Source organism: Enterococcus lactis (genome assembly GCF_015751045.1).
Taxonomy (GTDB): domain Bacteria; phylum Bacillota; class Bacilli; order Lactobacillales; family Enterococcaceae; genus Enterococcus_B; species Enterococcus_B lactis.
In genome coordinates this window covers 66121-79199 of the sequence record NZ_BNJW01000010.1, presented here as the reverse complement: position 1 = coordinate 79199, position 13079 = coordinate 66121, and the positions used below count along the sequence as shown (strand labels likewise).

Sequence of the window (13079 nt, the reverse complement as noted above, 5' to 3'; positions counted from 1 at the left end):
CTAGGCCTCCTTCTCAAAACCCGTTTTTAAGTTCAGTGCTTTCTTCAATTGCGGGATCATCAGACAAATAGCTAAGATGATAGCGGAGAACAACTTCAGATAAGTCGTGTCAAACCCTAGTTTGATTACTACTAAGATCAATAGCTGATAAATGATACTGCCGACAACAATAGCAATCAATCTTTCTGCTAGCGTCAATTCTTGGAAAATCACTTCACCGATGATGATGGAAGCAAGACCGATGACGATCACGCCAATCCCTTTATTTACATCTGCATATCCGTCATTCTGGGCAATCAGCGCACCGGATAACGCAATGACACCGTTAGACAAAGTCAAACCTAAAATTTTCATACGATCGGTTTTTATCCCTAACGACCGAGCCATCGTTTCGTTGTCTCCTGTCGCAATATAGCCTTGACCTAAATCTGTATTGAAGAAGAATAGCAGTACAGCAATCAAGATGCCCAAAGAGATGAAGCCAAGAAGGACTGTGTCAAAGTAATCCGGTAACCCAAAGCGATGGAAGCTGTCTTGTAGAATCGGATGATTCAATAAAGAAAGATTTGGTGTTCGCATCACAAACAAAATAACTGAGTTCAATCCTGACATCACTAAAATCCCTGCTAGAATAACCGGTATCTTTCCTTTTGTATAAAGTAACCCTGTAATGAGTCCTGCTACCATACCAGCGCCTACGCCCAATAACGTAGCTAAAATCGGCGCTACCCCATGAGTAATAGCTGTCACACAGACAGCAGCACCTAATGGGAAGGACCCTTCTGTCGTCATATCAGGAAAATCTAAGATCCGATAGGTCATGAAAATCCCTAATCCTAATATTGCCCAAAGCATGCCCTGTGAAATAGCTGATACGATCATTTGTCATCCTCCTTAGATGTTTCTTGTTGCGAGTCATCTGTAATGATTTTGGCTTTTTCTTTCATCGATTGGGGAATCGTGATTCCTAAGCGATCAGCCTGAGATTGATTGATCACTGTATCCCCTTGATCAAACGTATAAACAGGCGTCGTTTCCGGTTTTTCTTTTCCGCTCGCAAGTTCTGCCGCCATCTTACCGCTTTGAAGCCCTAATTGATATTGATTGATCCCGATTGTTGCTAGTCCGCCTTGTTCTACCATTGTATCAACAGAAGGAATGACGGGGATATTTGCTTTATTCGCTTCTTTCACCACTGTCTGCATAGCATTGGCAATCGTATTGTCTAATGGAACATAGATAAAATCGACTTGTCGGCTCATCACTTGAACCGTTTGTGCAATCTCATTAGTGGAAGGCACCGCATATTTTACTGCTTCTAACCCTTCTTTTTTTGCAGCTTCTTCCGCTTGTGCTACTTGGTACTTTGAATTATCTTCCGAAGAAGCATACAAGATTCCGGCTTTTTTTGCATTTGGCAGCAAATCAGAAGCAAGCTTGATTTGTGAAGCAACAGGCGGCTGATCAGAAACACCTGTCACATTTCCACCAGGTTTCTCTAAAGAAGCAACTAATCCAGCCCCCACAGGATCCGTTACAGCACCTAATACAACGGGGATGGACGAAGTCGTGTTTGCTAATGATTGAGCAGCAGGCGTTGCGATTCCGATCAAAACATCAGGATCGGATTGTACTAGTTGTTGACTCATTGTGGCTAGCTTGCTCTGATCGGCTTGTCCATTTTGAAATTTGATTTCAAGATTTTCTCCTTCTTTTAATCCTTCTTCTTTCAGGCCATCTTTGATCCCTCGATAAATCTCATCTAATGCCGGATGGCTCACATATTGCAATACCCCGACAACTGTTGTTTTTTTTGTCTGGTTCGTCGAAGTACTTTCTTTTTCGCCTGAGGCTTTTCCATAAATAAATGCGCCTGCTAAATAAACTAAAATAATTACTACAACTGTTATTAAACGTTTGTTTTTCATTTTTTTCCTCCTGCAAAGTCAATCTTTTTATTTATTATAATCAGGCAAGTATCCAGTCTACAAAAAAAGACAATGGCCAAAACGGTCATTGTCTTTACACAAAAAACCGCATAGATAGGATCTATGCGGCAGTCAATGTTCATGTCTAGCATAGATACAAGCTTTAGAAATGCACTCTAAAAAGTTGTATCTATGGGAAAGTTTCACCATTAATACAACTTATCTACGCCAGCTGCGCCAATTTTTTTTGTTCTCTGCTGAAATACGTTTTGATAAGTTCATTACAGGTCACCCTTTCCTTAAGAATTGATTTAAGTCTAATCGAATTTTTGAATTTCGTCAACTATATTTTTCATTTTTTTCATTTGTTATTTTGAAGATCAAACATCACTTGTTCTGATAATTAAAAATAGCACTATATAGAGCCACCATTTCATCACGCTAACGACTCAATTAGCAGTCTCGGCATTTGGGGAAGCTGTTCCTGTTCTATCCATTTCTTCTTCTAATTGTTTGATATTGGCTAACGGTAGTCGATTCAGCTCAGGGATCAACTCCTTATCAAAATCAGTTATTCCTCCCTTACCCGCAGTTATCCGATTTGCTTCTTTTCCTCCATCAAAGAAAATAAATGTCACTTCATCCGTTCGTATGTTATATTTTTGTTCCAGTTCATGTACATCATAAACGATCGGATAATAAAAGATCGGTCGATTCAATTCTTCCATAAGCTCAGGATCATTAAAGACATCCAGCACATCCTGATAGGTTTTCCCGTTCGGTTTGCTGAACATCACCGATATCGCTCGGCTTTGTTTGATTTTCTGATCCGCTTGGCTGTAAGCAAAAGGTTTTAATTTACTGGTTGGTATGGATGAATAAACGAGACTATTTACTTGCTCTTCTCGGATTTTTTCCGGCAACAAAAACATCGCAATTGTTAGCAGCAATGATAAGATGAGCAGAAACACAAGACGTCGAAAATACTTACTTGGATTTTCTGCGAATGACACTGAGAAATGATCATTCATTTCTTGTACTCTCGATTTAACTGCTTCCCAAATAACAAACACCTTCTTTTCTACTTTTTCTCCTATTTTTTATTATACCTAAAAATTTGGATTTCAACGATAGAAACACTGTTTTTTATGTAATTAGTCCAAGTTTTTTCTAGACTTTTGCTTCACTATTCGGACAAATTGGTTTTTCTTCTTTTTTTCGTTATAATGAACATACTTATGAAAAGAAATGAGGAATGAGCCATGTCCTTTGATGGTGTATTTACCCATGCGATGGTCAACGAATTGCGTGAAACGTTACTATCTGGTCGGATCTCGAAAATCCATCAGCCTTATGAAAATGAAATCGTGCTGGTGATTCGTTCACGCGGCAAAAACCATCGATTATTATTATCTGCGCACCCTAGTTATGCTCGTGTACAGATTACCCAAATCGATTATCAGAATCCTGATAATCCGCCTAACTTCGTGATGATGCTTCGAAAGTATTTGGATGGTGCTATTTTAGAAAACATCGAACAAATCGAAAACGATCGAGTGATCCATTTTCACTTTGCTAAGCGCAACGAGTTGGGCGATCTACAGAATATCATATTGATCGTTGAATTAATGGGACGTCATAGCACGATCGTCTTAGTTAATCAAGAAACTGGGAAAATATTGGACGCGATCAAACACATCGGAAGCTCTCAAAACACTTATCGTTCTTTGCTTCCCGGCGTAGAATACATTGCTCCGCCAAAACAAGAGGTCTTGAATCCATTTAGCTCCGATAAAGAAAAAATCTTTCAGCGACTTTCTCAAACTGAACTAGAACCAAAAGCAATCCAACATCAGTTTCAGGGAATCGGTTTCGATACTGCTCAAGAGCTGACCAAGAGATTGCTTGAACGTCCTAATGAAAAAATGGTTGTTTGGGAAGAATTTTTCTCGTCGATCATCAATCACCCTATTCCTACTTTTTACGAAACGACAAATAAAGATTTTTTTACGCCGATTGTTTATCAGGTATTTTCCGAACAAGCATCTGCTGTGACAACTTATCCAACACTCAGTCAATTATTAGATAGCTATTATCACGAAAAAGCGGAGAAAGATTGGGCAAAACAACAAGGCGGAGAACTGATCCGAAAAATCGAAAATGAACTAAAACGAAATAAAAATAAATTGAAAAAACGTGAACAAACACTCAAAGAATCCGAAAACGCTGAGAATTACCGTAGAGATGGCGAACTACTTACTACCTTTCTGACACAAGTACCACGTGGCGCAAAAGAAGTTGTTTTACCTAATTATTATGAAGAAGATCGGCCAATCAAAATAGCATTAGATCCGGCGCTGACGCCAAATCAAAATGCACAGAAATATTTCCATCGATACCAAAAGCTGAAGAACGCCGTTAAGTTGATCGGCGAACAAATCCAAGAAGCCAAAGATGAAATCCAATATCTTGAATCTGTCTTATCTCAACTGGAAATTGCCGGTCCGATGGATATCGAAGCAATCAAAGAAGAATTGACTGCTGAGGGCTATTTGAAAAAGAAGACACAGAAAAAACAAAAGAAAAAGAAACCATCTCAGCCTGATCAATACTTTTCTTCTGACGGAACGCTCATTCTTGTCGGTAAAAACAATCTTCAAAATGACCAGCTGACAATGAAAACAGCTAAGAAAACCGACTATTGGCTTCATGCAAAAAATATCCCTGGTTCGCACGTCATCATCAAAAGTGATCAGCCTTCAGATGAAACAATTACCGAAGCTGCCGAGTTAGCTGCCTATTTTTCAAAATACCGATACTCTGCCCAAGTACCAGTTGATCTTGTACAAGTGAAGCATATCCGCAAGCCAAATGGTGCCAAACCTGGTTACGTCATTTATGAAAATCAGAAAACAGTCATCGTGACACCAGAAGAAGAGAAAATTACAGCTATGAAACAAAACGGGTAATGAATGTATTTTCTTAGAATCATATTTTCGTACTTTTTCATAAAAGCAATCAGTTATAGATTGCTTTCTATAAAAAGAGGGGTTGTGACAAAATTCGTGTCACAACCCCTTATTTCGAATAAACTGTTTTGTTTGGCTGTTCTTTCTACTTAATATCAGTCAGATGTTCCGTCTACTTTTCTTAATTCTGTTGGTCCAGTAACCGAGTAAGCTCTTTGATAAATCTTTGAGCGATTTCACTGAGTGGGCGCTTTGCCGAATAAATGATATAAAATTCATTTAGTTCGCCTTCTGCTAAAGGGATTAACCGCAAGTGCTCACGAATTCCTCCAATCACAATACCAGACCCTGAAGCGTACGCATCAGTTTCAAGAACGATATTCATCAAAGTCCCTCGATCACTGGTATAGACCACTGTTTCTTGATCAGGAATCTCGATAAGGTCTTCATAAAAATACGGAAAATTATTTCCATCCTGTGTAAAACGAACTTGAGGATAAGATAACAATTCTTCTTTTGTGATCTCTGCGTGTGTAGCTAGCGGATGTCCATGCCTTAAAAAAATGTGTGTTTTAAATTTTCCAATGCTGCGGCCACTTAGTTCTCCTTGTTGCAAATATCTTCTGATACCAGCTTGATTATGCTCGTTCATATAAATAATGCCGATTTCACTATGCTGCTCTTTGACTTCTTCGATCACTCTCGCCGTCGTCGTCTCCATGATCCGAAATTGTTTGATTTCATCTTTGAATTCCTCGAGTAGCTGTGCGGTCAAAGGACCTAAGAAATCATAATGCTGGGCAGCGATTGAAAAATCGTCTCTCTTTTCACTCGTTAGATAGTGACTTTCTAATGTATCAAGCTGAACCAAGATTTTTTCGGCACGATTTAAGAAGTCTTGTCCTTCTTCTGTTAAATATGCACCTCGATTCGTTCGAGTAAACAGCGTAATTCCTAACTCAGTCTCTAATTCTTTGATACCAGCTGAAAGACTTGGCTGCGAAACAAACATTTTCTTTGCTGCTTCTCTGAAACTACCATTGTTTGCCACAGCGACCACATATTTCATTTGTTGAATATTCATTCCTCAAACTCCTCGAAATAATAAATTTCTCTTCCATTCAAGGGTTGAATTGGTCGGTTGTTCGGCTGTGCATACTGCCCTTTGAAGGGTAGAAGAAACTCTTGGTTCAATTTTCCTACATGATCCATCACAAACCATTGGATTGGCCCGCTGGTAGGTGGAGTTGTCAATGAACCTACATAATGAAAATGGCTTTTTTTCTCTGGAAAGAAGACATCCGGATTTACCCAGTGTTCATGTTTTTCTAAATTCCATCTCTCTCCGTTTTCTTGATCATAAAACCAACCTTCCTGTTCCATTAACTGATACATGACTCCCACGACAAGATTCTCTTTTTTGCTGTTCATATGAACAAAATGAAATTCAATATCTTCCTGGTTCCCGTCGATGATATGTTCAGATGGTAAGTGGAAATGAATATCTGTCAAATAATAGCGTTCTTTCTTGAACTCTACATAACTGAGTTGATCAAAAGGTACTAAATGAATCGTATTTTTGAATTCCTTGTCAGTAAAGCGTTGCTTTTGATAATGAAACGAAAGTGTATCTCCTTTCATTTTTATTTCTTCACCTTTTGTTAAATGAATAGGTGACTGCAACGGAAATTCTGCACCTCTCGCAAACCAATCACATAAATTCGCCCAATTTTCCGGACCTCTGTCTCCAGAATAGCCCCATTCGACATCCATATTCTTTTTCAACTATACTTCCCCCTGCATCTCATATCGTTTTTATTTTTCTTCTTTCTTTACAATCGTTGAGACGGTTTCTAAAAACGCCTCTTTTCCATAAAATTCCTGGTTCAATAGTTCCGGAAATATTTCTTTAAAGAAATACTGAACAGAAGGCCGATGTTCAAAGCTTTTGATAGTAGTCACTGCCTCAATGAACATCTCCTTGTAAACTTTTTCTGGATTATTTTTGATGATTTCATCAAAAGACTCATAAAGAAGGTCAACCTTATCTGAAATGGCTAATAGTTCTCCTTCTACGGTTTCATCTTTTCCTTCGAACAACCGACGGCGATAAACTTCTTGGAACTCAGCTGGAATCTCTTGGTTGATGAATTCGTCCGTCATCTTTTCTTCAACTGTTTGCAGCATCCCTCTTAATTCTTTGCTTGCATATTTCACTGGTGTTTTGATATCACCAATAAAACGTTCTGTGTAGTCATGATTCAGTGATTTTTCATAGAGCAGTTTCCAATCGATTGGCTGCCCATTTGCTTCTTCAATATCTCCCAGAACTTGCGCAATGGACGCGACACGATACGAATGTGCTGCAACTGTATGCTCCGTATATTTAAAAAAACCAGGTGCCCTTGTGATCGTCTCTAAATTGTTCAATCCTAAAATAAATTCATTCAATCCCATAAAAGTTACCTCCCTTTGAGATTTCTTTTTCCGAATATCATATCATTAAATAACTGACATTCGCAACATTTCCGCTCTTTTCCATTTTCGCAACAGCTCGCTTACCAAAAAATAGAGAAAATCTCGATAGAATAGAGTGCAGAGAAGAGATTATTCTCTTCTCTCTGCTAACCAGTCTTAGCAAAATAAATTTTGCAAAAATCAAAAACTGATTACGATAGAAATTTCTTTTCATACCTGATGAAAAGATGCTTCCCGCAATCAGTTTTTGGATTGTTTTTATATCGATTGATAGCCATTTTTTCTCACAATCAATTAATTATATGCTTAAGATTCTTGTTCAAAAATTTCACGAAATTTCGGAGCATTTAAATCTTTTTCGGAGAGTTGAATCAATCTATATCGTAAGTTTCGATTATTTGGATGATATCATTCAACTCATCAATCACGATATCTGCTTGTGCCTGATCAAGGGGCAGATCTTGCTTTAATGCAATCGTATATAAATTAGCTGCTTTTGCTGATGCAATACCAACAGGAGAATCTTCTACTGCGATGCAATGTCTACCATCCAATGCATTTACTGCGATTTGATAAATTTCTGGATGTGGTTTGCTTTTAGATAGCTTTTCCCCTGAAATGACAAAATCGAAGTATGGTGCTAAAGCATTCTGTGTCAGCATTTTGTCGATTTCTCTTTGCGGAGAAGAAGAAGCAAGAGCAATTTTGATACTTTTCTTTTTTAAATAATCCAAGATGTCTTCCGCACCCTTTCGCAATGCTATTTTAAAGTCAATAGGATGTTTTTCCCGGTATGCAAGGTATTCTTTTTTAAGATTAGCTCGTTGGTCTTTTTCTGAGACCAATACTTCCCAAATCCCATTTTCTGTCAGTCCAACGAAATCCAACTTATTCGTCGAACCTGGTAGGATGTTTTTTTCTTTGAAAAATTGCATACGTCGATCAAAATAAAAGTTTTCTGAGTCAATTAAGACACCATCCATATCAAAAATCATGCCTAAATTCACAAACCTTCCTCCTATCCATAAATAATTTCATGAATCAATCGTAACTCCAACGTGGAAATCTTGATAGTATACTCACTCTCTATCTCGAAAAAGGCACGATGAATCTGTTCCATTTCTGCCCCTGCTTGAGTCGTATATTCCTCTATATCTTCTTGTTCATCCACACTTTCTTTCCTTAAAATTCGTTCAATCATACAGCAGCAATGTAGGTATAGTAAAAACAACTTACTATTAGATAGAGTGATCTCTAAGGTTTCCTCAGCTACGGATACAGCACTTTGCACTAAACGCAACAGTTTGGTTGCGTCCAAAATCGTTAAATTCTCGATGATTTTATTAATTGAAAAACTGAACATCAGCTGTTCTTTTAAATCTTTATCACGTATGTCAAAATAATCTTGTAGAATTGAAATGAACTTCTCAACATCTTCACCGTTAATTAAATGATCAAGACCAATATAAGGAACCTGTTCGATTTTGGGATCTTCTGTTCCTACAATCATCAATACTTCATATATCTGGAAAGGATCCTCATACATTTTATTTTTTTGCAATTTTTTGTAATCATACGGAATAATCGTCAATTCTTTGCAATGATTTTCTAAACAAGATTCCAAAATCTCTTGTATTTGAGTAGCTGAACCTATTCCGGTGTAACAGCAAGTTAAGATTGCCTGTGTTTTTTCTTTTTTTGGTAGTATTAGTTGTTTTTTTACTTTGTTTTCTATATCGATTTTTTGGCTGATTTCTGCGATAGACATTTGTCTTTGAATCAACTGCCCAATCTCCAATATAAGAGGCGTAGAGACATAATCGATAATCAGCAGTGGACCACGTATTTTATCTGCTAGCTTTTTTCCGATTTCGTTCAACGACCCCATATCTACTAATAAAATCAACCCGGCGTCCGTTTGATGATCATTGATAAAGCGAATGACTTGTTCTTCGACTTTAGCTAACGTGATATTGATTGGCATATCATAAGCTTGAAAGATATTCTGCTTCAGCATCCGATTGCCTACGTTCGCCATACTGCTAGCAGTAGAATAACCATGAGCTAAAATGATACTCTTGATTTTCTTTTCTCCTAGCGTGATCTGCAGCCCATGAAAATAAAAGGAAATAAAAATCAAATCTTCCTCTTTAAAATCTTGATCTAATTGTCGAGAAATATGTCCTAGTACTTTTTTAGCATACCAATAAGAAGTATCTATGGAACTCGAAACCAATTCTAACAACTTGTCTTTGACACTTTGCCATTCATGGTTTTCTGCAATCATATCTGTGTTGTTTTTATGGTAGAGATACTGTGCCAGGGCAATCACACGATTACCATCTTGTTCCAATCCGTAGTTTTCATGCATCCAATCAAAAGTTTCTCGTATCTGATAGGTTAGTACAGAATAAAATGATTCTTCTTTCGAATAACTATCTTTAAAAATAAACTCGTCCATCAAATGATTGATTCGATTTACCGTATGATCAATAAAATCTTTAATCATTAATTCTTGCTTTTCAACTTTTTGATACATTTGCACTATTTTTTCAAATAACTGCCTGATTTGCCTGACTTCTGAAGATTCTAAAAAGACTTGATTAGCTGTATGCGGCAAATATTGGCGGTCTGGTAAAGCTTTAATCGTTTTTTTCAGCTGCTCTTTTAGCTGCATGGTATTTTCAGTTGGAAGATCCTTCAAACGAACTCGAATAGACAGACTATTTTGATTTTTGGCGTACGCACTACCGCAGACATATTTCACGATGTTCTTTATCTTCCCTACATTGCCTTCTAGGTCACTATTAAGCAAAAAGTCCACTAGTTGATAACTTACATCGATGCGTTTTGACAAAATATTCGCTTCATTAATAAAAAATGTGTCTATCAGTTGCATACGCTCTGATTGCGGACGACGTTCATAATTCGGTAACATGACAATCACTGGCAAACGGCGAATAAATGTCGGCAAAAATGTTTGATAGACATTCTCAGTTGTTGCAAATATCATACGGACGTTTGCTTTATGTCTGATTGCATTGTCCCCCATCGGTGAAATTTCTCCTGTATCCATAAATGTAAAAAGCTTTTCTTGCCCTTCATCACTTAAGCGGTGTACCTCATCCAAAAATAATACGCCATTATCAGCTTTTTCTATCAATCCAATATGTTCTTTTTCCGCTCCAGTAAATGCTCCTTTGACATGTCCAAACAAAGCAGAAGACAAGAGTTCAGGGTTGTTGAAATATTGGGCACAATTATAAGAGATAAACGGAGCATCTTTTGGGATGACCTTTTCTGCTACAGCATATTCATAGATTTTTTCTGCTAAAAATGTTTTCCCTGAACCGCTATTGCCTGATAAAAGAATAGGCAACCCATTCCCAGGATAAAGTACTGCTGTCTTTATTTGATCAACTACTTCTCTTAAGCTGCCATTTGCTCCAATCACCGTTTCTAATGCATTGGCTTTTTCTGCTGCAAATAAGTCTTCCCAAGTTTCATATTCAGATTCTCTGTGGAAAATGCCAAGTTCAGCTAAAGTTTCAACATGTAAAAAAGAGACGGGGTAACTCTTGACCTTGACCAATATTCCTTCTTTCATTCCTTGATTTAAGTAGAAGCTTGTTGTACTTCGATTTAAACCGACATTTTCGCTAATTGATAAAGCTGAAAAATCTTCTGCATGATGCTCACTGTAATTTTTTGTCAGCTCTTTTAAATATTTTTCTACTTTTTTGTTCATGATCAACACCACCCAATTTACTCTTGCTCAATCAATTGTACGAGAATAAGAAACCCTTTTCAATGCATGGGAAGAAAAGCCGAGGCACTTGGCCTCAGCTCTAGTTTAATACTCTAATTTCCACATATAACGACGCTTTGTCAGCGGATGCTGGCGTACTTCAGCTAATTCTTCTGCATAGACGCGGAATACTGCTGTGATGACGAATGGATTGAAGTAATCAAGAACCTCTTTCGCAATGTGGGCAGACAGTCCCCAATCCAGTGCATCTACGATTTCTATTTTTGCATCGAAACGATTCAAAAAGGTCAGTGCTCGGGCATCCATTTGACGCGTACGACCATCATTCATCAATAAGATAAATGGTACGTCTTTGTCCGTGATTTCAAATGGACCATGGAAAAATTCACCAGAATGGAAAGTACCAGAGTGAATCCATTGCATCTCCATCATTAAACAAATAGAAGTGGAATACGCAACTTCATGAGTCGCTCCTGAACTCATAACATATATCACCTTTTCATTTTTGAAACGTTCGGCGAATTTTTTTGCTTGTAGACGTGCTCCCTTTGCACTTTCTTGCGACAAATCATAAATTTTGTCGAAACCATCCATCATCTTATCGTAGTCTTTATACCCTTCGATCTGATTTAGTAGTTCAACTGCAAGTTCTAAGCAGTAACCTGTTTTTTCTAGTTTTGCTGCGTAATCTTCTGTGAAACGATGATAAATCACATAGTCTGCGTCTTTCGTTAACGGAGAATCTACGCTATGTGTTAAACTAACAACTGTGGCACCTTGTTCTTTCGCTACTGCGTTAGCTTGAACAGTTTCAGGAGTCGTACCTCCCAATGAAGCTGAAATAACTACAGTATGATCGTTGATCGAGCGAGGTGTCGCATAATTGAATTCATTTGCCGTAAAGTGGCTGATACGTAATTTGTTTGCGTTTTGTTCTAAAAAATATTTTGCTGGATATAGATCTGCTTTCGATGCACCACAGCCGACAAATACGATGGACTCCACCTCTTTGTTCGCGATGATTTCTTTGACGATATCTTTTGGACTTAATGTTGAATTCATGTTTGAATTCCTCCTCATACTATTTATTTTTAACCTAAATTAGGTTGGTCCCTTAATTAAAAATCCCGCATAAACTTAGTAAAACACCACCAGCGATACAAATAGTGAGCATCAAACCGGTCCGAACTTTCTTTTGCAACAACCAATACATAAAAAATGTCAGCCCTAAAGGAATCAACTGGGGCATGATATTATCTAAAACATCCTGTAAAACAAACGCCTTGCCGAATCTTAGCGGCGTGGTGATTCCAATCATGCTAGCAATCATAGCTCCAATGACCATCAAACCGATAATCGTACAAACATACATCACTTTATCCATCAGCCCTTCTTGATACAGTTTCGCTAAATATTTATTCCCAGTATTATAACCAATTTTTCCGCCATAATATGTAACGAAAAAGGACGGAATGAAGGAGATGATAATGGCCAAGATAGGGCCTAAGATACTACCTTGCTGAGCGAGATTGATTCCAAAGCCAAAGGCTAAAACACGTATGGTTCCTTGGAAGAAAGAGTCTCCGATTCCTGACAAAGGGCCCATAAGCGAAGTCTTCAAAGCACTGATGGTTTCCGGATTAAAATTCTCTTGATCTTCGGCATATTGTTCTTCCATAGATGCCGCTAGTCCTAAAACGAATGAACTTGTTTGCGGCGTACAATTGTAGTAAGCCATGTGCCGCTCATAAGCATCGATTTTCTTTTGTTTGTCTTCTGGCTTGTCATAGATTTTATCAATGATTGGTGCGATCCCATACATAAACCCCATATTCATTTGTCGTTCGTAATTCCATGAAGCTTGTATTGCCCACGAACGCCAGAAAAATTGCCAATACTTCCAACTATTTTGATCTTTCTTAGTCATAAAAAAAC

12 protein-coding genes are annotated in these 13079 nt (G+C 37.8%); 1 reads left to right on the top strand and 11 read right to left on the bottom strand.

What is annotated here, in order from left to right; translation table 11 throughout:
• The 3 genes from KFO35_RS07010 to KFO35_RS07000 all read right to left on the bottom strand — a co-directional run bounded on the left by KFO35_RS07010 (window position 1) and on the right by KFO35_RS07000 (window position 3001).
• Window positions 1-882: an ABC transporter permease gene (locus tag KFO35_RS07010; protein WP_002309295.1), complete on the bottom strand. Its 882-nt coding sequence runs from the start codon at window positions 880-882 to the stop codon at window positions 1-3.
• Complete coding sequence (gene trpX, locus KFO35_RS07005) at window positions 879-1928, bottom strand: tryptophan ABC transporter substrate-binding protein (RefSeq protein ID WP_156271860.1); 1050 nt, start codon at window positions 1926-1928, stop codon at window positions 879-881. The genes KFO35_RS07010 and trpX overlap by 4 nt, the downstream gene beginning before the upstream one ends.
• Window positions 1929-2377: 449 nt before the next feature.
• Window positions 2378-3001 carry a hypothetical protein gene (locus KFO35_RS07000; protein WP_002315045.1) on the bottom strand — a complete coding sequence of 208 codons (624 nt, stop codon included), beginning with the start codon at window positions 2999-3001 and terminating at the stop codon, window positions 2378-2380.
• A gap of 189 nt (window positions 3002-3190) precedes the next feature.
• Between KFO35_RS07000 and efbA the strand changes: the two genes are divergently transcribed.
• Window positions 3191-4897 (top strand): fibronectin-binding protein EfbA, encoded by a 1707-nt coding sequence (efbA, locus tag KFO35_RS06995; RefSeq protein ID WP_002315046.1) that lies wholly within the window; start codon window positions 3191-3193, stop codon window positions 4895-4897.
• Between the two features lie 181 nt (window positions 4898-5078).
• Here the strand turns inward: efbA and KFO35_RS06990 are convergent, their stop codons facing one another.
• The 8 genes from KFO35_RS06990 to KFO35_RS06960 all read right to left on the bottom strand — a co-directional run bounded on the left by KFO35_RS06990 (window position 5079) and on the right by KFO35_RS06960 (window position 13071).
• The gene (locus KFO35_RS06990; RefSeq protein WP_156271858.1) at window positions 5079-5981 is read right to left on the bottom strand and encodes a LysR family transcriptional regulator; all 903 of its coding nucleotides are present in this window, start codon (window positions 5979-5981) and stop codon (window positions 5079-5081) included.
• The gene (locus tag KFO35_RS06985; RefSeq protein WP_029743305.1) at window positions 5978-6670 is read right to left on the bottom strand and encodes a carbonic anhydrase family protein; all 693 of its coding nucleotides are present in this window, start codon (window positions 6668-6670) and stop codon (window positions 5978-5980) included. The genes KFO35_RS06990 and KFO35_RS06985 overlap by 4 nt, the downstream gene beginning before the upstream one ends.
• A gap of 42 nt (window positions 6671-6712) precedes the next feature.
• Window positions 6713-7354 carry a YfbR-like 5'-deoxynucleotidase gene (locus KFO35_RS06980; RefSeq protein ID WP_002288886.1) on the bottom strand — a complete coding sequence of 214 codons (642 nt, stop codon included), beginning with the start codon at window positions 7352-7354 and terminating at the stop codon, window positions 6713-6715.
• Window positions 7355-7391: 37 nt separating this feature from the next.
• Window positions 7392-7670, bottom strand: coding sequence for a hypothetical protein (locus KFO35_RS14395; protein ID WP_073441419.1), 279 nt, complete (start codon window positions 7668-7670; stop codon window positions 7392-7394).
• 76 nt (window positions 7671-7746) lie between these two features.
• Complete coding sequence (locus KFO35_RS06975; RefSeq protein ID WP_002315050.1) at window positions 7747-8382, bottom strand: HAD family hydrolase; 636 nt, start codon at window positions 8380-8382, stop codon at window positions 7747-7749.
• An 11-nt stretch (window positions 8383-8393) separates the two neighbouring features.
• Window positions 8394-11123 carry a sigma 54-interacting transcriptional regulator gene (locus KFO35_RS06970; protein WP_156271856.1) on the bottom strand — a complete coding sequence of 910 codons (2730 nt, stop codon included), beginning with the start codon at window positions 11121-11123 and terminating at the stop codon, window positions 8394-8396.
• A gap of 105 nt (window positions 11124-11228) precedes the next feature.
• Complete coding sequence (locus tag KFO35_RS06965) at window positions 11229-12206, bottom strand: SIS domain-containing protein (RefSeq protein WP_070704394.1); 978 nt, start codon at window positions 12204-12206, stop codon at window positions 11229-11231.
• A 52-nt stretch (window positions 12207-12258) separates the two neighbouring features.
• A complete protein-coding gene (locus KFO35_RS06960; protein WP_002335700.1) occupies window positions 12259-13071 on the bottom strand; it encodes a PTS system mannose/fructose/sorbose family transporter subunit IID in 813 nt (270 codons plus the stop codon).
• Window positions 13072-13079: the final 8 nt, after the last annotated feature.

Excerpts from the sequence above, each read along its gene's own strand:
- KFO35_RS06960 (WP_002335700.1), bottom strand. The coding sequence starts at position 13,071 with ATGACTAAGAAAGATCAAAATAGTTGGAAGTATTGGCAATTTTTCTGG.
- KFO35_RS06990 (WP_156271858.1), bottom strand. The coding sequence starts at position 5,981 with ATGAATATTCAACAAATGAAATATGTGGTCGCTGTGGCAAACAATGGT.
- efbA (WP_002315046.1), top strand. The coding sequence starts at position 3,191 with ATGTCCTTTGATGGTGTATTTACCCATGCGATGGTCAACGAATTGCGT.
- KFO35_RS06965 (WP_070704394.1), bottom strand. The coding sequence starts at position 12,206 with ATGAATTCAACATTAAGTCCAAAAGATATCGTCAAAGAAATCATCGCG.
- KFO35_RS06980 (WP_002288886.1), bottom strand. The coding sequence starts at position 7,354 with ATGGGATTGAATGAATTTATTTTAGGATTGAACAATTTAGAGACGATC.
- KFO35_RS06985 (WP_029743305.1), bottom strand. The coding sequence starts at position 6,670 with ATGGATGTCGAATGGGGCTATTCTGGAGACAGAGGTCCGGAAAATTGG.
- trpX (WP_156271860.1), bottom strand. The coding sequence starts at position 1,928 with ATGAAAAACAAACGTTTAATAACAGTTGTAGTAATTATTTTAGTTTAT.
- KFO35_RS06970 (WP_156271856.1), bottom strand. The coding sequence starts at position 11,123 with ATGAACAAAAAAGTAGAAAAATATTTAAAAGAGCTGACAAAAAATTAC.
- KFO35_RS07010 (WP_002309295.1), bottom strand. The coding sequence starts at position 882 with ATGATCGTATCAGCTATTTCACAGGGCATGCTTTGGGCAATATTAGGA.